The 21,762-nt window shown below is 45.5% G+C and carries 17 protein-coding genes; 15 read left to right on the forward strand and 2 right to left on the reverse strand.

Annotated elements, in window-relative coordinates; translation table 11 throughout:
• The first annotated feature begins 17 nt into the window (after positions 1-17).
• From KSP24_RS12030 to KSP24_RS12040, 3 genes are all read left to right on the forward strand, one after another.
• Complete coding sequence (locus KSP24_RS12030; RefSeq protein ID WP_216975197.1) at positions 18-1,517, forward strand: UxaA family hydrolase; 1,500 nt, start codon at positions 18-20, stop codon at positions 1,515-1,517.
• Between the two features lie 124 nt (positions 1,518-1,641).
• The gene (locus tag KSP24_RS12035) at positions 1,642-2,088 is read left to right on the forward strand and encodes a GNAT family N-acetyltransferase (protein WP_216975198.1); all 447 of its coding nucleotides are present in this window, start codon (positions 1,642-1,644) and stop codon (positions 2,086-2,088) included.
• A gap of 177 nt (positions 2,089-2,265) precedes the next feature.
• On the forward strand, positions 2,266-3,123 hold the full coding sequence (locus KSP24_RS12040; protein ID WP_216975199.1) for a DNA-binding protein: 858 nt from the start codon (positions 2,266-2,268) through the stop codon (positions 3,121-3,123).
• Positions 3,124-3,290: 167 nt separating this feature from the next.
• On the opposite strand, the gene KSP24_RS12045 is transcribed toward KSP24_RS12040, so the two are convergent.
• Positions 3,291-4,181 (reverse strand): hypothetical protein, encoded by an 891-nt coding sequence (locus KSP24_RS12045; RefSeq protein ID WP_216975200.1) that lies wholly within the window; start codon positions 4,179-4,181, stop codon positions 3,291-3,293.
• 254 nt (positions 4,182-4,435) lie between these two features.
• Between KSP24_RS12045 and KSP24_RS12050 the strand changes: the two genes are divergently transcribed.
• The 6 genes from KSP24_RS12050 to KSP24_RS12075 all read left to right on the forward strand — a co-directional run bounded on the left by KSP24_RS12050 (position 4,436) and on the right by KSP24_RS12075 (position 11,706).
• Entirely contained in the window at positions 4,436-5,410 is a 975-nt protein-coding gene (locus tag KSP24_RS12050; RefSeq protein ID WP_058829552.1) for an ABC transporter permease, read from the forward strand.
• Positions 5,411-5,424: 14 nt separating this feature from the next.
• A complete protein-coding gene (locus KSP24_RS12055; protein WP_013370871.1) occupies positions 5,425-6,312 on the forward strand; it encodes a carbohydrate ABC transporter permease in 888 nt (295 codons plus the stop codon).
• A 26-nt stretch (positions 6,313-6,338) separates the two neighbouring features.
• On the forward strand, positions 6,339-7,985 hold the full coding sequence (locus KSP24_RS12060) for a type 2 periplasmic-binding domain-containing protein (protein ID WP_216975246.1): 1,647 nt from the start codon (positions 6,339-6,341) through the stop codon (positions 7,983-7,985).
• Between the two features lie 44 nt (positions 7,986-8,029).
• On the forward strand, positions 8,030-9,991 hold the full coding sequence (locus KSP24_RS12065) for a sensor histidine kinase (RefSeq protein WP_216975201.1): 1,962 nt from the start codon (positions 8,030-8,032) through the stop codon (positions 9,989-9,991).
• Positions 9,963-10,763: a response regulator transcription factor gene (locus KSP24_RS12070; RefSeq protein WP_216975202.1), complete on the forward strand. Its 801-nt coding sequence runs from the start codon at positions 9,963-9,965 to the stop codon at positions 10,761-10,763. Before KSP24_RS12065 ends, KSP24_RS12070 begins: the two co-directional genes overlap by 29 nt.
• A gap of 130 nt (positions 10,764-10,893) precedes the next feature.
• The gene (locus KSP24_RS12075) at positions 10,894-11,706 is read left to right on the forward strand and encodes a DUF3891 family protein (RefSeq protein ID WP_013370875.1); all 813 of its coding nucleotides are present in this window, start codon (positions 10,894-10,896) and stop codon (positions 11,704-11,706) included.
• 129 nt (positions 11,707-11,835) lie between these two features.
• Here the strand turns inward: KSP24_RS12075 and KSP24_RS12080 are convergent, their stop codons facing one another.
• Positions 11,836-11,973, reverse strand: coding sequence for a hypothetical protein (locus tag KSP24_RS12080; protein WP_013370876.1), 138 nt, complete (start codon positions 11,971-11,973; stop codon positions 11,836-11,838).
• 255 nt (positions 11,974-12,228) lie between these two features.
• Here KSP24_RS12080 and KSP24_RS12085 point away from each other — a divergent pair, with 255 nt between their 5' ends.
• From KSP24_RS12085 to KSP24_RS12110, 6 genes are all read left to right on the forward strand, one after another.
• Entirely contained in the window at positions 12,229-13,374 is a 1,146-nt protein-coding gene (locus KSP24_RS12085) for a glucose-1-phosphate adenylyltransferase (RefSeq protein ID WP_216975203.1), read from the forward strand.
• Positions 13,375-13,397: 23 nt separating this feature from the next.
• Positions 13,398-14,501 carry a glucose-1-phosphate adenylyltransferase subunit GlgD gene (glgD, locus tag KSP24_RS12090; RefSeq protein ID WP_064963269.1) on the forward strand — a complete coding sequence of 368 codons (1,104 nt, stop codon included), beginning with the start codon at positions 13,398-13,400 and terminating at the stop codon, positions 14,499-14,501.
• A gap of 46 nt (positions 14,502-14,547) precedes the next feature.
• Complete coding sequence (locus KSP24_RS12095) at positions 14,548-17,001, forward strand: glycogen/starch/alpha-glucan phosphorylase (RefSeq protein WP_216975204.1); 2,454 nt, start codon at positions 14,548-14,550, stop codon at positions 16,999-17,001.
• Between the two features lie 133 nt (positions 17,002-17,134).
• Positions 17,135-17,743: a DUF2062 domain-containing protein gene (locus tag KSP24_RS12100; protein WP_063208643.1), complete on the forward strand. Its 609-nt coding sequence runs from the start codon at positions 17,135-17,137 to the stop codon at positions 17,741-17,743.
• 154 nt (positions 17,744-17,897) lie between these two features.
• Complete coding sequence (locus KSP24_RS12105; RefSeq protein ID WP_216975205.1) at positions 17,898-18,914, forward strand: hypothetical protein; 1,017 nt, start codon at positions 17,898-17,900, stop codon at positions 18,912-18,914.
• A gap of 158 nt (positions 18,915-19,072) precedes the next feature.
• Complete coding sequence (locus KSP24_RS12110; protein ID WP_216975206.1) at positions 19,073-21,748, forward strand: YhgE/Pip domain-containing protein; 2,676 nt, start codon at positions 19,073-19,075, stop codon at positions 21,746-21,748.
• Positions 21,749-21,762: the final 14 nt, after the last annotated feature.

Below are 21,762 nucleotides of genomic sequence, written 5' to 3' on the forward strand. Positions count from 1 at the left end.
GCAAGGAGGAGACTGGAATGCTGGAATTCATTCAAATTCATAATCAAGATAACGTGGCTGTCGCTTTGCGTGATTACAAGCAGGGAGAAACGCTGGCATGGGGAGCACAACAAGAACAATGCGTGGAGCTGGCCGAGGATGTAGCGCGTGGGCACAAAATTGCGCTACAGGACATACCTGAAGGTGGGCATGTCCTGAAATACGGATATCCCATCGGTCATGCCATTCAGCCCATTCAGGCAGGTCAGCATGTGCATACGCATAATACGAAAACGAATCTGACAGGTGTGGAGGAATATACTTACAAGCCTAAGCCAGCTCCTCATATATATGAACAGGAGAGTCGGACGTTCCAAGGATTTCGGCGAAAGGACGGTCGTGTAGGGATTCGCAATGAGTTGTGGATTGTGCCGACGGTCGGCTGTGTGAATGGAATTGCCGAACTCATTTTAAATCGTTTTAAGCAGGAAGTGGGAGATATCTCACCTTTTGAAAATGCACTTGTGCTCAAGCATAACTATGGATGCTCTCAATTGGGCGACGACCATGCACATACGCGCACGATTTTGATTGATGCCGTGAAACACGCAAACGCGGGTGGCGTTCTGGTACTTGGTTTGGGCTGTGAGAACAATGAAATGAAAGAATTCAAAGAAGCCATCGGTGAATACGACTCGGAGCGGGTGAAGTTTTTGCTTTCCCAGGAGGTGTCGGATGAAGTGGAGGAAGGGGTAAAGCTGCTCCATGAAATATTTGCAGCCGTACAAGAAGATCGACGGGAGCCTGTACCTTTGTCTGAGCTGAACATCGGCTTGAAATGCGGTGGATCTGACGGCCTGTCGGGTATTACTGCCAATCCACTGCTTGGGCGTCTGTCGGATTATATGGCAGCACAGGGTGGAACGACTGTACTGACGGAGGTGCCCGAAATGTTCGGCGCGGAGACGATTTTAATGGAACGCGCTGCCGATGAGCAAGTATTTGATAAGATCGTACATTTGATTAACGATTTTAAACAATATTTTCTGGATTATAAGCAGCCAGTATACGAAAATCCGTCACCAGGCAATAAAGCAGGGGGCATCACGACACTGGAGGATAAATCACTGGGCTGTACGCAAAAATCCGGGTCTTCCACGGTCACCGATGTCATTCAGTACGGGGAGCGTCTCAAGACCAAGGGACTTAATCTGCTCAGCGCGCCGGGGAATGATCTGGTTGCTTCTTCAGCTCTTGCTGCAGCGGGCTGTCAGCTCGTCATATTCACAACCGGGCGTGGCACGCCTTTTGGCTCCTTCGTTCCGACGATGAAGGTGTCGACCAACTCGCCGTTATATAAGGCTAAACCTCACTGGATTGACTATAACGCTGGTTCACTGGTGGAGGATGTCAGTATGGAAGAGGCGCTACGCAACTTTGTCGATTACATTATCGATGTAGCCAGCGGAACCTGGGTGAATAATGAGAAAAACAATTTCAGGGAGCTTGCTATTTTCAAAAATGGCGTTACGTTGTAAAGGGGTTGTAACCTAAAGGAGGCGGATGGATCCGCTTCCTTTTTTGTGTTTGAATACTTCTAAATACGCTGTTAAACTTACTGCAAAATATGCTATATGGATATTCGCATAAGGGGGAAATACAGTGCAACATAAAATTATTGCTTATCGGGAAGGAAATCATGATCAACTCGTAGATATTTGGCATCGGGCAGTACACCAAACGCACACATTTTTGTCTGAAGAAGACATTCAATTTTACCATCACATCATAAGTAACGGCGCTTTAAGAGAACTTGAAGTTTGGATGGAGTGTACGGTACTTCAGGAGCCGATAGGGTTTATCGGGCTGGACGGGCAGAAAATAGAAATGCTGTTTGTCGACCCTGAATGGCACGGACAGGGCACAGGCAGCCGACTCATCCAGCATGCTGAAAAAATAAAAGGAACGCACCTCAAAGTGGATGTGAATGAGCAAAACGAGAAGGCGCATGCTTTCTACAGATATTACGGCTTTGTACCAACAGGACGATCTGCGCTGGATGGATCAGGCCGGGCATTCCCTTTGCTTCATATGGAACTGAACAAATGAATGCTCTATAGGCATCCACATTTTGAAAATTGGAATATATTATAATTTCCTTGCCACATGTCTGATTTTATGATATAACTTAATTACGTAATAAATACGTAATTAAGTTATTTTTAGTTGGAATATAGATCATGTTTTGTTTGATGAGTACAAAAGTCGGACAAGGAGGTGGGGAGGGTGGATGATCTTGTTCACTCCGACATCACAGATCTAGACACACTTGTTAACATGATTAAGCTGTCTTTTTCATTTATGGATGGTACCCATATGATCGCTTTATGCGACCAGCTGTATTCCCATGTCAACCAGAAGTATCAGGAGTTGCAGCTCTACAAAGCGTGCAAGAAACCTATACAACCCATACATACCAAACGGCCGTTAGTCTACTACTACGGCTACAGTCATCTTATGAAAGGCATGGCCTTCCAAAAACAAGGCAAGTATGAGGCCGCTCGAGATTGCATTGAAAAATATGCAGAGTTGGGCTGGTTTAATGGTCTCGATCCGTATGGAGAAGCAGAAGTGGAATATTATCGCCATGCTGCAAGAGCCAATTTATATGCTCTTGATATTTTATCGGGTCGTTCCGAGGTATTGCAGGAATACGTTCAATTTCTTCGTGACAATCCAGAAGAACTGTTACCGGGGCTTCTTTCCATTGTTGAGGGAGCGGCCAGACACGACTATCCTTTAGAGCGTGTGCTTGAATCATTTGCCGAACAAATTGAAGATTTCAAATATTTTGAAGAGCCTGTGAATGTATCCTATTATTTTCGCTTCTGCTATCAGCTGGCTCTTTATTATATAAAGCTGCGACAGTTTACGGTTGCGTTGGGCTATATTCTGCAATCTCTCAAGCTGTCCGATACCCTGGGTATGGAACATGAGCATGAGTTTAGAAAATGTACTGCTATATTTGAGATTTTCAGATCCCAAGCTACAGCAACACAGCAAGACCAATATATAACGATTCTAAAAGGAGTGTTAAAGGATGAAAAAATTGATTTCACGGCCGCTATCGCTCAGTCTGTTTAGTTTGCTGGTGTTTGTTACTAGTCATGATCTCATCACTGTGTTTTATCATGGAGCCAATCATTAATAAGGGAAAATGGTAGAAAATTAGTTGTTTTAATTAACCCAATAGCAAGTAAGCTCATTAAGATCAGGGCTTGCTTGCTATTGGTTTTTTTTGCGAGGAATATTTAGGCAGTGGTAGGCTTGTGCAACAAACTTTGTTCTAATGGATGCAATGAAATCCTTGTCTGTTGGTAAACGGGGAATGTTTCTTCCGTACTGTATGATCCAATCTTTAACGCTGCGTCCAGTGCCCGTAGCAAGGAGCCCACGAATTGCTCTGGCGAAAAGTAAATACTTTTCCCGACCATATGAATGTGAAGCTCGTTATGGTCACGGTTGCTTACAGACAGCAATAAACCTTGACCCTGAAAACCCGTACCGATTGCACGTATTTTGTTTATACTCGATAGCAGCATTTCCGTTTTCAGCGCACGTCCTTGTTCCTCTACAAACACAGATATCAGCCGTTTGTCTGTAACGATAACAATTTGGTTGCCCTGAAACGTATGGCTAAGGTGCAGGAAATCTTTATACACTCCAATAGTCTGCTCATGCGGAGAAACAATCCCCATTCGTACAAACTCATCCAACTCTGTGACGTCAGGCTCCTGATGATTTTTAATTCGTTTTTTGATACTGAACTGAATGGTCAAGATCCCCAAGATAGCTATAAGAAAAGCACTAAGACGGACGTGATATATAAAGAACATTAGGACGATAAAGCCGCCGAGTATCCATTGTCCCCAAGTCAAATAACGCAGTTTTTGCTGTGCCGTACGGCGATAATAACCGTATCCCTTTCCCGGTTGATACTCTTTATTAAACTTCGTCATACCACGCATCATGGTTAATCCATAGATTGATAAGACTGTCATTGCGAGTCCCAGAAGCGCCATAAACCATTCCTCAGCTGCAATGCCAACTAAAGTACACAGGCCAAACATGATGAGCCCTGCCCAGCAGGCAAACCTTTTTATCCGAACCTGTTTTTGAATCGAACGAACCAATTCTTCCATTCTTAATCCTCCTGATCTAGGTCATAGGTAATGATTGGAATTCCATATAGTCTTATCGTACCATCTGATAGTCTTTTTTGTGAATTAATAGATATAGAAAATCCAAAGGCTGGAAGAAACTTTTTACGTATTGTCCTATCTCCACCTGAACTTTAGACACCAAAATCAAAAAATCAAGTACTACTCATTAGAAGCAAAAGCCCCTAAAATAATAAATGTAAGTGCTTACATTATAGAGGAGGGAGGTCTTCTGTATGAGTACAGGATGGAAAAATCCACAACCACAACCACAACCACAGCCATCGGTTCGATCGGGGAGATGGACGTCACTAGCCCGCAGATGGGGGGGGCAAAAACATTTGCAGACCATGGCACTACTTGGAGTGGTATGGATGATTATTTTCCATTACATTCCGATGTACGGCATTTTGATTGCTTTCAAACATTTTGACATTATTGGTACTATATCAAGCGCACCATGGGCGGGGTTAGAGCATTTTCGCGCCTTCTTGGAGGATGATAACTTCTGGTACATTGTCAAAAATACACTGGGTATTAGTCTGCTCAAGCTGGCGATCGGGTTCCCGTTACCTATTGTATTTGCTTTGTTTCTGAATGAAATCCGGTCTACGCGGTTCAAAAAATCCATTCAGACCATTTCGTATCTTCCTCACTTTCTATCATGGGTCATTCTTGGCGGGATTTTAACCACGTGGCTGGCAGATACCGGATTGATCAATCAACTGTTACTAGCTTGGGGCTGGATCGACCAGCCGATTAGTTATTTAGCGGAGCCGGGCTATTTTTGGACTATCGTCGTCAGCTCGGATATTTGGAAGGAGCTTGGATGGTCAGCCATTATTTATTTGGCAGCAATGGCGGGCGTATCTACGGACATGTACGAAGCGGCCACCATTGATGGAGCAGGACGGTTTCAGAAAATGTGGTACGTCACACTTCCTGCGATCAAGGGTACAATATCCATTTTGTTTATTTTAGCGGTTAGCGGCATATTGAACTCCAACTTTGATCAAATTCTTGTCCTGCGTAACTCGCTGAATGAAAGCGCAAGTAATGTAGTTGACATTTATGTGTATCAGGTGGGCATTCAGCAGGGACGTTTTTCGTATTCTACTGCGGTAGGATTGCTGAAATCGGTTCTTGCTCTCATTTTGCTGCTGATAGCCAATTCTGTAACCAAACGGATGAATAATACCTCTCTATTTTGAAGGAGGACGGATGTATGCAGCTATTGCGACGCAGAACAGCAGGCGAAGCGATATTCGATTTATTTAACAACGTTTTTATGCTGGTCATTTGTTTTGTAACGTTATATCCCGTGTGGTATGTGCTGGTGAACTCCTTTAACGAAGGGGCAGACGCAATGCGAGGCGGCATTTACTGGTGGCCGAGACTCTTTAGTCTCAGCAGCTATCAGGCTGTATTTGCCAACAGCGGCATTATGACTGCGATGGGAGTAACGGTCGCCAAGACGCTAATCGGCACGATTGTGCATGTGTTTTTTACCGCCATGATTGCATATGCATATTCCCGTAGAGAGCTGATCGGGCGCAAGCTGTATATGCTGATCGGCACCATTACCCTGTTTTTTGGTGGGGGCTTGATTCCAACGTATTTGCTGATTCGTGATCTCGGGCTACTGGACAGCTTTTGGGTGTACATTATTCCTGCGATGTTCAGCTTTTTCGACCTTATTATTTTTATGGCTTTTTTTCGGGAACTGCCGGATGCACTGGAGGAAGCGGCGAAAATAGACGGAGCCAACGATTTCGGCATCTTTTGCCGGATTGTGCTTCCTGTATCCATGCCAGTAGTAGCGACAATTGCCTTGTTTCATGGGGTGTACCAGTGGAACGATTATTTTACAGGAATGATCTATATCAATAATACGGATCTTCAGCCGATTCAGACGTATTTGTACCGGGTTGTTGCCCAATCCAGCTCTAATCAAATGATGTCTGCCGCACCCGGGATTGTCGCCCAGTCCGTTACTTCACAATCGATCAAGCTGGCGACGATGGTCATAACGACTTTGCCGATTGTGCTGGTATACCCATTCCTGCAAAAATATTTTGTCAAAGGGCTAATGATTGGCTCGGTTAAGGGCTAGCACATCATCTAAGGGGGAGATTTATGATGAACATTCGTAAATGGCAAAAGGGGCTGTTGGCTGTTGTTCTGCTGGTAGGACCGCTCGTGGGATGTACGTCCGGTGGCAATGGCGCTGCCACGGAATTGAAAGATGAGAAGACAAAGGCTACGGCAGATGCGCCGGGCTGGAAGGCGGATACAGAGCCGATAACGTTTGACTGGTATTTGAATTTTTCCTGGTTCCCGAACAAGTGGGGGACGGATATGACTTCGAAGTATGTGACGCAAAAGACTGGAGTCAGTGTTAATTTTATCGTACCCGCAGGAAATGAAAATGAAAAACTGAATACCATGCTCGCCTCGGGCAAACTGCCTGATTTTGTCACGCTCAGTTGGGGAGAAGATGCAATCAAAAAAATGATCGAGGGCAAGATGGTGCTCCCACTTAACAAGTTGGCCGAGAAATATGATCCATATCTGATTAAAGTGGCAGACCCAGCTAAAATGTCATGGTATCGTCAAACAGACGGAAATGTATATGGGTATCCTAACGCGTCCTCTTCACCGCAGGATTACCAAAAATACGGCCAAAATTTTGTCTCCAATCAAACGTTTATGGTTCGTAAGGATATGTACGAGGCGATTGGCAAGCCGGATATGAGAACACCGGAAGGATTTTTGAAAGCGCTTCAAAAGGCGAAAGAGAAATTTCCGGAGGTGAACGGTCAGCCGCTGATCCCGATAGGGTTCCACGAATTTACGGATAACGGAAATTATTCTTTTGAAGACTATTTACTTAACTTTCTTGCCATTCCTCACGAGAAGGGCGGAAAACTGTATGACCGTCGTTCGGACGAAGAGTACATTCGCTGGCTCAAAACATTCCGCCAAGCCAATGAGCAGGGCCTGATCGCCAAGGACGTATTTATCGACAAACGTCCGCAAATGGAAGAAAAGGTGGCACAGGGACGGTATTTTGCCATGCTATATCAGCGGTCTGATTTTGCTACACAACAGGTGACATTGCATGCGAAAGATCCCAACTCCGTCTACATTGCAGTGGATGGACCTTCCAACAGTAAGCTGGACCCGCCGACGCTGGCCGGGCCAGGCATTTCCGGATGGACAGTGACACTTATTTCGAAGGATGTGAAAGACAAGGAGCGGGCTATTGAATTTCTGACTTATCTGATTAGTGAGGAAGGGAACCGTGATCTGTATCTGGGGGAGCAGGGAAAGTTGTGGGACACAATTAACGGTAAGCCAGCCTTCAAGCCAGAGGTACTGGAGCTGCTGAACAAGGATCGCTCTGCTTTTGACAAAAAGTATGGCGCCTCCTCCACCTTCTGGATGCTGATGGATACAAATATGAGTTTGCAGTGGGCGCCGCCCAGCGTCGAGCCGTATAAGCAGCCGGAAGATTGGACGAAAGGCAAGACCCACAGCTTCTCCCAATATGAAAATATCAAACCGACCGGAACCTCGGCAGAAGGCATTGCGTCAGGCCAGATAGACAAAATTTGGGGCAAGGCATTACCGAAGCTGTTGCTGGCTTCCTCGGATGAGGAGTTCGATCAGCTGTTTGCCCGCTTTTTGGAAGACCGCAAAAAAGCAGGCTATGACAAGGTATTGGCTTATCAGCAAAAAGCCTATGAGGAAAACATCAAAAAAATGGAACAGTTCACGAAATGATCTCGTTCAATACTTTATTTATTGAATGCTAAGGATGTGATTTCATGTCAGGCCGTGTACGTTCACAGATGAAGAGCCTGCTGCGCCGTCACATATGGCAGTGGCTGACGGATACGGCCGATCAGCTAGGCGGTTGCTCTCTTCAAGTCAAGCTCATTGTCGCTTATATCGGAGTCATTTTAATCCCGGTTGTAGTGTTCTCGCTTTATACCTTTCATCAATTGTACGAGAACACCATGCACGACATTACCGTACAAAATCAGTATGTACTCGATACAGAACTGGCCCAGATTCACAGTAATATGGAAATTATGGAGCGGACCGCACAGCTTGCGATTTCAGATCGCAACGTACTTCATTATCTAACCGAGGAACGTGAAATAAGCAGCGATGAGCTGGTTCAATTTAACTTAAATGTGTTTCCCAATTTACAGCACTTGCTCTACAGCAATCCCAACATTGAGAATATCCGGCTGTATACAAATAATCCCCAGGCCCATGAAATATGGCCCATGATTTTCAATGAATCACGCCTGCCTAAAACTTCCTGGCTGACAACAGCTCAACATCAGCAAGGAAGAATATGGTGGGATATATACAAGGGACCTAAGAGCTTATTGCAGGGGCAAGCAGGGCAGGAAAATGAAGCGGTACAGTATATGGCATTGCTGCGTGAAATTCAGGCAAGCGGAGGAAGACACGCAGGTTTGGTGGAAACCAATATGAGGCTAGAGCTCTTTTCGCCTAGAGTATTTGGTACCCCACCACGTGATTATGCATGGCAAATGTTCATTCTAAACGCCGAGGATTCCATGCCAAACGGTGGAAAATTAGTGTCTTCTACCGATATAGCTACAGCTTCCATTCAACCTGATCCCATTCCGATCCCTCTGTCCCATGTGCACCATCTGTTACAGTCCCGCGTTCAGGGACAGGGTGGTGCTTTTGACTTTACCTATGGGAATAAGCCTTATCTTGGTTTGTACCGTTATATAGAAGGGCTGGATGCCTATTTGCTAAATATAGTGGCGCTGGACGGTCCGCTGAGTGGCCTCCGTCACAAACGCAATGCCATGCTACTCATTATTTGTATATTGATATTGTTAATGTCCGTCATTTCTTATACCTTGCACGCTCTTATTCTCAAGCAGCTGCATACACTGCGTGAATCTATGAAAAGAGTACAGCAGGAGGGCGACTTTCAGCTTACAATCCCGGTATATGGGCGGGGAGAAGTCGCGGAGCTGGCTCTATATTTTCGCAGTTTGCTAAGTCGGATTAACGTGCTCATTGCTGAGGCTGTACAGAAGCAGGCCGCTGCTCAGGAGGCAGAATTGCAAGGACTCAAGCATCAGATTGATTCCCATTTTCTATATAATACATTGGAAAATTTAAAAATGATGGCGGAGATGGAACAACAATATCCGCTGTCAGATGCTCTCACTTCCCTGGGTTCGATGATGCGCTATAATCTTCAATGGTCCCGGCCGTGTGTTGCGTTGCGTGATGAAATTCGTCATATTCAGCATTATGTGGCCATTATGAACATTCGCCATGACAACCAAATTGGGCTGGACATTCGCCTGTCGTCAATGTTTATGGAACTGGAAATGCTGAAAATGTCGCTGCAGCCTATAGTCGAAAATGCAATAAAGCACGGTTGGAGTACATTGCGAAGACCATTCCTCATCACCATTGAAGCCTACTCCAAGCAGGATATCATTGAATTACGTATACAGGATAACGGAGTGGGGATATCTGAAGAAAGAAAGAATGCCATTATGGCTGGTCTGATGCATCCGGATATGGATTCCTACGAGCCCGGAATGCATGGAGGGATCGGCTTGTATAATGTGCATCGCCGTTTGAGTATGCAGTATGGCGTAGGTTATGGCATTAAACTGGACAGCATTCCCGGCCAATCGACGACAGTAACCCTGATTTTGCCTAGACGTCATATCACGAGGGGGGAGGACCATGACGACCAAGCTGTTGATTGCGGATGACGAAAAGAACATTCGAATGGGGCTTCAAGCCATGATCGAACGGGAATATTCCGGTCTCTATGAATGCGTGCTGGTTAAGGACGGAAAGGAAGCCTGGCAGCATGTAATGGAGTTTTCACCCGAGTTGGTGATAACGGATATCCGTATGCCGGTTATGGATGGAATTATGCTGATGCAGCATATTCGCAAGCTGGAGCCAAGAGACAGACCTTTGGTGATCATTCTTAGTGGATATGACGAGTTCCAATATGCGCGTGAAGCGATTCGCTGCGGAGCACGGGAGTATTTGCTGAAGCCGATCGTGAGGGAGGAGCTGTTCGGTGCGCTAGCAGTTTTGAACGAAGAATTGCAGCAACGGAACTCTCTACTAAACGATCGTGTTGATAGCGGGGAGATAGATAGACAGCCTGGCAGAACGGACGTTGCTAGTGCGATTGCTGATAGAAGCGGCAGCATGACGCGAGCAATCCAGTACATCCATGCTCATTTCAGCGAGGATTTGAACATGGCGGTAGTATCCAATTCAGTATCCTTGAATTATACGTATTTTAGTCAGGCATTCAAAGCCTATACAGGTCTTAGCTTTGTTCAATATTTAAAAAGGCTGCGCATTGCAGAAGCCAAAAAGCTGCTGGGGCGTCAGGAGGGCAAGATTTATGAAATTGCAGCTACTGTGGGCTTTGACAATGCCAAGCATTTTAACAAGGTGTTCCGTGAACTGGAAGGGATGTCTCCGCAGCAGTTTCGATTGAAGAATCTAGGGGGTAATTGAAAGTGAGGATGGAGAAAACTTCACTGCCTTTTTACCCTTATCCTGATATAATGAATGAAGGTAAACATAACCATGGCCTTCGATAGTTTGTACACATATCAGATAGACGCCTAACGGAAGGGGATAGCATATGGTTATTTATGAAACGGATCAAGCTTATATCATGACGACGCAGCATGACCATGCCCATATTTCAGGTGAGTTGGCTTCACAGTGGGAAGACAGTGCCTTTAAGAATAGACGCCATAAACAGGATTTTATATATGCAGCGAGGGAGCATGACCGGGGATGGATTAGGCTGGACGCTGCTCCTTTCTGGAATGATTATGTGTCAGCACCTTATACGTTTATCGATTTTCCGCTTAGTCCGCGTTTTGTTTTTTATCGTCTTGGGATTGATGAAGTCGAGCAAGAGAATGCGTATGCGGCGTTGCTGTGCAGCTTGATGTACAAGGAGCTCGTCGGACGGACCGAGCATGAAAAAGCTCAGGACAAGCAGATTACGCATGCTTATCAAGAGGCAGAGGAACAGCGTCGCCAGAGGCTCAGACAGGAGCTGACATGCGGCGTAACCTTCGAACATCAAGTGCGGACGGATGTACGGAGAATGTTGTTTTGCGACGAATTAAGTCTGTTTTTATGCAGCCGAGAGCCGGGTACTCCTACAGCAGATTATGAATGGTTTGCTGAAGGGTTGAGCTTCCCGGCTGTTCGTCATGAAAGCGAACGGGTTCGGGCTGAGTGGTTATCGGATCAGACGGTAGGTTTGTCCTTTTTTCCTTTCAAGGGCAATGTAGAGATTACTCATACCTTCAAGAAGGTGAGTAAAGAGAACATTCGTACCTCGGGTCTTCTAGAAGCGTACCGTTCCTCCGAATGCACGCATCGAACCTTTACCATTGAACATATCATGGAAGTAGAAGAACAGAAGGAGAATGCTTGACCGTCTAATCATTCAGCTTCGAACCGATGTGTTGTGCGTTGTTCGTGGTTGCAGAGCAGCGTCAAAGCAGAGCCTCCCTGAACAATTATTCAGAGAGGCTCGCGTGTTTCTTGCTTTAAAATTTAACGATTACGATTTTGCAGATGTTTTTGCACGGTTGACCATCGTCTGTACCTTATTCAATACCTTATCGCGTGCTCCTTTATTTTTCATCAGATACGTTACACCCATTCCCAATGCTGCTACTACCCATTTTTTATTCTTCATCAATAACGCCTCCTTATGATCATGTTGTCATACGCTAATGCCTAAAAAGCATCCAAAATGTGAAATGATGAACGGGATTTTACGATTTAGTGATTCCTTGCACTCGTTCCGCATAACTATGATTTACCCTTTCCATCACATCTTACCCGTTCCCTTGGTAATGAAACGATTACGACTGTCTCTTCACGTTTAATGGATATTATCAAATATCCTGCCACAATTGCTTCAGACGCACATGACAGGGAGGTCTTTGTTATGAGAAAGAAGGAAGTAGTTGCCATGCTGCTCGCCGGCGGACAAGGCAAAAGACTCAAAGGACTGACCCGCACACTGGCCAAACCGGCAGTATTTTTTGGAGGAACTTATCGTATTATTGATTTTCCTCTCAGCAATTGCTCTCATTCGGGAATAGACACCGTGGGCGTATTGACCCAATATGAGCCGTTGGTGCTTCATTCCTATATCGGCGTAGGCAGCGACTGGGATTTGGATCGCCTGGATGGAGGAGTTTTCGTTTTACCACCGCACGAGAAAGAGAATGGAAACAACTGGTATCGGGGCACAGCGGATGCGATTTATCGGAACCTGCATTTCCTGGATCAGTATGACCCGGAGCATGTGCTCATTCTGTCAGGGGATCACATTTATAAAATGGACTACAGTCGAATGCTCCACTATCACAAGGAAAAGGGAGCTGATTGCACCATTTCGGTCATCAATGTCCCCATTCAAGAGGCCCAACGGTTTGGGATACTGAACGCCGATGAGGACCTGAGAATATACGACTTTGAGGAGAAGCCTGAACAGCCGAAAAGCACATTGGCCTCTATGGGTATTTATTTATTCAAATGGGATGTGTTGCGTCACTACTTACTGGAAAGCGCAAGTGATTCTGAATCTTCACACGATTTTGGCAAAGACATCATTCCGCTATTGCTTCAGCATGGCCGGTCGCTGTATGCGTACCCGTTTGCTGGGTATTGGAAGGATGTAGGCACAATTCAGAGCTTGTGGGAATCTAATATGGATCTTCTGGTTCAGGACCCGCCGCTAGATCTGAATGACCCGTTCTGGCGCATCTATACCCGCAGCCCCAATCAGCCTGCCCAGTATATAACCCAACGGGCGATCCTGAAAAACAGCATCGTAAATGAAGGCTGTATGGTGGATGGAGAAGTAAGGCACTCCGTACTGTTTTATGGGGTTGAAGTCGGTGAAGGGAGCGTTATTACCGATTCTGTCATCATGCCGAATGTAAAAATCGGACGCAATGTACGTATTCACCGGGCTATCGTAAATGAGAATATGGTTATTGAAGACAACGCAGTCATCGGACCTGAAGATAGCTTGGATGAGATTATTTTGTTCGATCAGGAAAGCCAGCTTCATGCACGAATATAACTCGGATAAGGACGGTGTCCGCTATGAGCCGACTCATTGGAGTGATCAACCTGGATCACGAATTAGATCAATTGAAGGAGTTGACTTATTTCCGGTGCGGGGCCGCAGTACCCTTTGCTAGTCGATATCGGCTCATTGATTTCACCTTATCCAATATGATGCATGCAGGGGTGCATGATATTGCACTGTTTATCCGCCGCAAATACCGTTCGCTGCTGGATCATTTGGGTGAAGGTCGGCCATGGGATTTAGACCGCAGAAGAGGCGGGTTGTTTATTTTGCCACCGGACTGGAACGATCCGACGGACACATCACGTGGTGACTTACAGCATGTGCACAACAATCTGGACTTTTTCCATCGCTCATTGGGGCAAACCATTGTTCATGCAGGAACTCAGCATATCAACAAGGTTGATATAGAGGATGTATACCGATATCATCTGGAGAAGAATGCGGATGTCACCCTCGTATACAAACCCATCTACCAGCTCGAAACGGAGCATGCACCGTGTGTACGGCTGGAGATTGATGAGAGCGGACGAGTGACCGGTATTCATCAGGAGCAGGATCATCATAATATTTATCTAGAAATGTTTGTGATGGACAAAAGCTTGTATCTGGATCAGGTAAAGCATTGCATTGCTCATCAGGATAGTCATTTCTTTCGCGATGCGATTCAGAAAAATCCAAGTGGCCTGCGCATCTGCGCGTATCGCTATGATGGTTATCATTCAGTTATTAATTCCATTGAAAGCTACTATAAAAATAGCATGAAACTGCTGGATCAGGAGCAATATCAAGCTCTGTTCCAGAATCAGCCGGTGCATACCAAAATCAAGTATGAAGCCCCGACTCGTTATACGTACAGCGCCGAGGTGGATCATTCCCTTGTTGCCAATGGCTGCACCATTGGGGGAAAGGTCGAGAACAGCATTCTTTTTCGTGGCGTGCGGGTAGAGGAGGGCGCGCGGGTAAGCAACTCGATTATTATGCAAAAATGCGTCATCCGTAAAGGGGCAGTTGTGCAGAATGTGGTTTTGGATAAAGACGTGCAGCTTTCACCGGATCGAACTCTGATTGGCGACATTAGAGTTCCCTATGTGATTGCCAAGAATAGCGTGATTTAATAGATCATACTTAGCCATAAAAACGGAATTAACAGGAGGTACAACTTTGTTCAGCAATAAAGAAGTATTTAAGCAGGCTTTTCGAGAGCAACTGGTCGGAAGGCTGGGTAAACCGATGCAGGAGGCTCAGTCGGAAGACGTATATAAGGTTTTGGGTGGCATGATTCGTGAACAAGTCGGCAAGAATTGGGCCGAAACAAACCAAGCCTACAAAGAAGGACAAGAGAAGCAGGTTTATTATTTTTCACTGGAATTTTTAATAGGTCGTCTATTGGGCAATAATCTGCTGAATTTGGGCGTATTGGATATGGTTCGACAGGCATTAGGGGAATTGGGCTGGGATCTGGAGGAAATCGAAGCACAGGAAGCGGACGCGGGACTAGGCAATGGCGGTCTTGGCCGTCTGGCGGCTTGCTTCATGGACTCGCTAGCATCTCTAGGCTATGCAGGGCATGGCTGCGGGATTCGATATAAATATGGTCTGTTTGAGCAGCGTATTGTGGACGGGAATCAGGTGGAACTGCCGGATTACTGGCTACAGAAAGGGAATGTATGGGAGGAACGTCGTCCTGACAAAAAGGTCGAGGTTCATTTTTGGGGACGTGTGGAAACCCGTGAACTGGAGGGACGTCTTGTGTTCGAGACACAGGATGCCGAAACGGTCTGGGCTGTCCCTTACGATATTCCGCTGGTCGGCTATGGTCATGCGCAGGTGAATACGCTACGGATTTGGAGTGCTGAATCGGCACTTGATCCCGTGCGGGGACCGATTCGAGGAGAGGGCGGTTATTACCGCTTTCTCGACTACAATCGATCAGTAGAATCCATCTCGGCCTTTCTCTATCCGGATGATTCCAATTATGAGGGCAAGCTGCTTCGCTTGAAGCAGCAGTATTTCCTGTGCTCGGCTGGATTACAGAGTATTTTGCGTACGTTTGAGAAGCTTCGTTTACCTTACAGCCAGTTGCCCGATAAAATAGCACTGCACATTAACGATACCCATCCGACGCTGGTTATACCGGAACTGATGCGTATTTTGATGGATGTGAAAGGCTTGGGGTGGGATGAAGCGTGGGATATTACGACACGGGCCATTTCATATACGAATCATACGATATTAAGTGAGGCGCTGGAACAATGGCCCGTCAACATGGTGAGAGAACTGCTTCCTCGGATTTACTTGATCATTGAAGAAATGAACAAACGTTATTGCGCTATGCTATTAGAGCGTTATCCGGGTCAGGATATCAAAATTGGCGAAATGGCGATTATTCACGGTGAACAAATTCGCATGGCTCATTTGGCTATCGTCGGCAGTTATAGCGTTAACGGAGTGGCTGCATTGCATACGAAAATTTTGAAGGAACGAGAGATGAAATCATTTCATGAACTATATCCTGACCGGTTTAATAATAAAACAAATGGGATTGCCCATCGCCGTTGGCTGATGCACGCCAACCCGGAGCTGGCAAGCTTGTATGATGAGACGCTCGGTGTACGCTGGAGAACCCATCCACGTGAGCTCATCGACCTGCTTCGTTACAGTGAGGATGAGGCGTTCCAAAAACGAATTCAGGCGATTAAGCAAAATAATAAGATCAGGCTTGCTGAGTATGTGTTTGCAAAACAGGGTGTACGACTGGATACATCCTCCATTTTTGATGTGCAGGTCAAACGGTTGCACGGATATAAGCGACAACTGCTCAATATTTTGCATGTGATGCATCTATACAACCAGCTCAAAAGTAATCCTGCACTGGATGTAACGCCACGCACATTTATTTTTGGAGCGAAAGCAGCCCCCGGTTATTTTCTCGCCAAACAGACGATTAAGCTCATTAACAATGTGGCAGACACCATCAATCGGGATATAGATGTCAAGGACAAGCTGAAAGTCGTTTTTCTTGAAAATTATTCGGTCTCGCTGGCAGAGCTGATTATTCCTGCAGCGGATGTCAGTGAACAGATTTCTACGGCCGGCAAGGAAGCTTCAGGCACAGGGAACATGAAATTTATGATGAACGGTGCACTGACTCTGGGCACATTAGACGGTGCTAATGTTGAAATGCATGAAATGGTAGGCGATGCCAACATGTTCATTTTTGGATTGAAGGTCGATCAGATTGAAGAATATTATCGGAACGGCCAGTATTCGGCACGCAAAACAGCCAACAGTGATGAAAGATTGCGTGAAGTGCTGGATCAACTGGTGAATGATGCTCCTTTTACGCGGCATGAACGGGAATTTGAGGCCATTTATCAATCCCTGATTGATCATAATGATGAATACTTTGTGCTTAAAGACTTTGCAGCTTATGTAGATGCGCAGGCTCATATTGAGCAGGTGTACCGGAATCCCTCGGAGTGGACACGACGTGCTATTGTAAATATGGCCCATTCCGGAAAATTCTCCAGTGATTGCACAATTCAGCAATACGCAGCTGAGATTTGGGACCTTGTACCTTTATCCAGCGATGTCAATAAGCGAATTGTGTTTTAAAATAGCGAAACAGGCGGAATAGCATTGCTTTTCGAACGCTGAGGGTTATAATGACAGTATAGACTAAGTAAGGATGGGAGTTCTTTAACCTCATTCCTGAACTTGAATTTGTACTGTTGAAGGAGTCCTCCTATTGATAAAGTTCAATCCGAAAAGGCTCAAATCTCATAAATCAAAGAAGAAATACAACGTGTTTCAAAATATATGGCGGGCAATTCGTCTGAATTTTATCAAGCTGTTGCGCGCCCCTGGAGGAGTTAAAAAGATCTCTTTGGGCTTCGCCATTGGCTTTGGTCTGGAAATGATCGTGATTTCCACGGCCTCTCTGGTATACCTCGTGTTTTATCCGATTGTTCGGTTGTCTGGTGGTTCGCTGCCTGCGGCCATTGTGGGAAACGTTGTAGGCAAGCTGACCTTTTTGCCGATTGTACTGATGCCATTCGCCAAGCAACTGGGAGCTTGGATTTATCCATCACATTATCCGGTGCATGTCAGGGGCGGTCGACTTCACGAGCATTCTTTTATGGAGCTTTTTCACGGCAACTGGTCTGTATTCAGAGACCTACTGCACGGAGGTCTCCACATCCTGATCGGCATGTCCATTTTCGGTATCGTGCTGGGTATAATCTCGTATTTTGTCATTCAGGTTTTGTATAACCGTTCGCTGCACAAACGGTTGGAAAAACGGAAGCTGCGTCATGGCGCAGGATTTTCGCCTACCCGATTGCTGAAGAATGGATAATTTAATGCAAAAGAATAAGCTCCTTAAGCCTATCTTGTAGGCCTAAGGGGCTTCTTCTTTTGGATTTATGCAACTTTTTACTTTTGTGGCACGTCTAAGGATTATGTGTACTTGTATCCTATGAGTATTTATAGACACAGGAGGAATCGACGAAATGAACAAATGGAATTCTATCACAGCTACAGTCGCAGCACTCTCAATCCTGTTGGGAACGGCTCCAGTTGTAATGGCACAGCAACCCGCTGCTGTCACAACCACAGCTTCAAATGCACAAACTTCTGTTAACCTGGACCCGACCGCCACTAAGCGTCTGACGGATGTCCTAAACACATTAGCAGGGAAACAAACGATAGAGTTTACAAGTGCGGACACTGACGCATGGACGGTTTACGGTACCTTGAAAGGGACAGCAAATGCAGATTTCATCCAAAATTATGATTCCAAGAAAGGAATCGTGCAGTCCACCAGCATCATTTATAAGGCCGCTGATATGGATAAGGTGATGCCCCCTAATTTGCGCAGTAAAGTTGCGTCATTCCTGAAAACATTCGATACCGATAAAGTTTTCAAAATAGAGGCCATCTGGCGTGTATATTCCCCGATTGACGAAGGAGGATTCAAAAATTACTGGGTGCTATGGGGGAAAAACCAAAGCATTTATATTCACCTTGATCAAGGAAATAAAATAACGGCCAGCTTTTTGTACCCACTCAAAGACGTTAAAGCTGCCCTGATCAACAAAGCGAACCGTTCACTAAAAACACTGGGCATTCCTACAATGAAATCGTTTGAATATACGCTTCGTCAGCGAGAGGACAACGATACCATCTGGCACTTTAGGGATGAGAGCGACACAAACAGCGTACAGATCGGCGTGAAAACCGGTAAAGTATGGGCTGTAAAAAATGAGCATGGCATGGACTGGGATGGAGATAAGGATTTTGCCAAAGCATTTGCCAAGCCCAAGCTCAGTAAAAATCAGGCCCTTTCAGCTGCCAAGTCGAAAGTACAATCCCTTTTTGGAATTAATTTGAAGGGATATACCGTGCAAATAAAGAAAAACGAATATACATTCTTGAAAAAAGGTGCAGCTACCGTTGTGGGGAAAATCAATAAAAAGAGCGTATTCTACTCACTGGAAGCTATACCTGCAAATGGAATTCGAAATTAAGTAAAAGGGATTTCATAAAAAGCGTATGATCTGTAAAAGAGTCGTACGCTTTTTAGCAATCATTTTTATAATATTCGCTTCTGCCGCTCAAATCGTTTACAATACGTGTGCATACAACACTGGACGAAAGGTTAATGTACATATGAGGAGTGGTGAAGTTGCGGAAGATATGGCAAATCTACTTAACAGACTGGAGAAATGTTTTCAAAGTATCGACCGGGACTTTATTAGTCATTGGCATCATTCTTTTGCCTTCCGTCTATGCATGGGTGAATTTGAAAGCAATGTGGGACCCATATGCGAATACATCTGGTATAAAAATCGCAGTAACCAGCCAAGATCAGGGGGCTGAGGTGAATGGTAAAAAGATTAATATCGGCGACGAGGTTATACATAACCTTCATAATAACAAGAAGCTGGGTTGGACTTTTGTCAATGAAGCAGAAGCACGAAAAGGGGTGCTGAACGGTGATTATTATGCCAGCCTGCTGATTCCGAAAGATTTTTCAGAGAAAATTACGAGTGTGCTTACAGAAAATCCGCAAAAGCCGGAGATTGATTATGCTGTGAATGAAAAAATCAATGCAGTAGCTCCGAAAATTACATCCTCAGGGGCAACCTCTCTGACAAACCAAATTAGTCAAAACTTTATTGAAACGGCCAGCCAGGCAGTTTTGACGAAATTGAAGGAAGCCGGAGTCAAGCTGGAAGAGGAGCTTCCGACGATTCGCAACATTGAAAATCGGGTGCTGGAGCTAAATAATCGATTGCCTGATATCGATCGATTGGGTAAGCAGGCATTGGAGCTGGAGCAGAATTTACCGAAAATTAAGGATCAAGGACAAAAAATCATTGCATTGAAGGAAAAAATACCTGAAATCAATCGCGCGGGCGACCTGGTGCTTAAAATAGATAAAAACCTGCCTGAGCTGGACAAGGTGGCCGCAGTCATTTTGGATATCCAAAAAAGACTGCCTGATATTCAAAAAGCCGGTGATCGAATTGTTGAACTGGATCAGAATTTCAGTAAGGTAGAAAGCGCACTGGCCACCGCCTTGGAGGACACGCAAACGGCCCTTAAGGTCATTAATGCTGCCCGGACAGCACTGCCGGAAGTACAAAAAATAGCCGATACAGGCAAGGATTTTACAACTGGTATACTCGACTTTCTGGATAAAAACGAGGGTGCGCTTGATTCGATCGGAACCGTAGTAAAAGAAGATTTACAGCTGGTGCAACAAATTGCGAATGAAGTTTCACAGATTACAGGCATCATTCGTAGTGTGGATTTTGATCCCAAAGCAGCACAAGCTGCAGCGAATCGGATTAGCGGCAGGCTCACGACTGCTGTAGGTGTGTTGGATCATATTTCTCAATTGCTGAACCGTGTGAATGGGTATTTGCCTAGCCAGCCACTGGATTCACTTATTTCCCGGATAAGCGGGGTAGAGAATCGCTTTCGCCGATTGAATAGCACGGTTACTAGCATCGGGGATGCTATTCAGCGCGGTGAGAAACCAGCCCAAAATCTGCTGGATGATGCTGACCGTCTTGCAGGAGAAATCAGTAGCGGAATTGACAGCATTTTGGACAATTATGATACGGAATATGCACCTGCCATTCAAAGGGCGCTGGATCAAATCAAATCCGTTGCCCGCAATTCTGCCAATGTGTTGACCACTGCTCAAGAGCAGCTCCCGAATATTGAAAAGCTACTAAATGACGCACAGGCCGCTGCCGAATTCGGGCAGCATGAGCTAACACGTCTCCAGCAGGACTTGCCACAATATCGTCAAAAACTGCATGAAGCCGCTACGACGATTCAGGGACGCATGGGCGAGTTTACGAATGCTGTGAACAAAGCGGCAGACTTCGTGAAGCACGATTTGCCAACGGTTAAAAGTAAAATTCATCAGGCGGCAAACTTTGTACGTAATGATTTGCCGAAGGCGGAACAACAGTTTATTAAGATGGCGGACTTGATTGAAAACAAATTTCCTGAGGCTGAAAAAGCGGTACACCAGGTAGCCAATTTTGTCAGAACCGATCTTCCTGCTGCCGAGCATTCCATACGTCAGGCAGCAGACACGATCCGCAAGCTTAAGGGTGAAAATGCACTCGGAAGAGCGATTGCGTTGCTTAAGGGAGATGTGAAAAAGGAAAGTGATTTCCTCGGTAGCCCGGTATCGCTGAAGCAGGAGCGGATATACCCGATTCCTAACTACGGCTCTGCGATGTCACCTTTTTATACTACATTATCGATTTGGGTAGGTGCGATGCTGCTGGTCTCCATGTTCAGGGTAGATGTGGATGACCCGGAAGGTCAATATAAAAGCTACCAGGTGTATTTCGGACGGCTAATGACCTTCTCCACAATTGGTATTTTTCAGGCGCTAAGTGTATCTCTCGGTGATTTGTTTCTGCTGGGAACATATGTGGATGCCAAAGTAGCATTTGTACTGTCCTCTATGCTGATCAGTCTGGTGTTTACGGCCATGACCTATACCTTGGTTTCAGTGTTCGGCAATATCGGCAAGGGTCTCGCAGTCATCCTGCTGGTGCTCCAATTCTCCAGTTCAGGGGGGACATTTCCCATTGCGACGAGTACAGCTTTCTTTCAGACCCTGAATCCGTTCGTACCGTTCACCTATGCGGTTAGTCTGTTGCGGGAAACGGTAGGAGGGATGTTGCCTTCAACGGTAACACGAGATGTAGTGATGCTGTTCGTGTTTATCGGAATTTGCTTCTTGTTTGGATTGGTGCTTAAGAAGCCGCTCAGCAAACATACGAAGAAAATGGCTGAGCGAGCGAAAGAAACGAAATTGATTCCTTGATTGTTGAAAAAAAA

Origin of the sequence: Paenibacillus sp. AK121, assembly GCF_019042715.1 — a bacterium.
GTDB lineage: Bacteria > Bacillota > Bacilli > Paenibacillales > Paenibacillaceae > Paenibacillus > Paenibacillus polymyxa_C.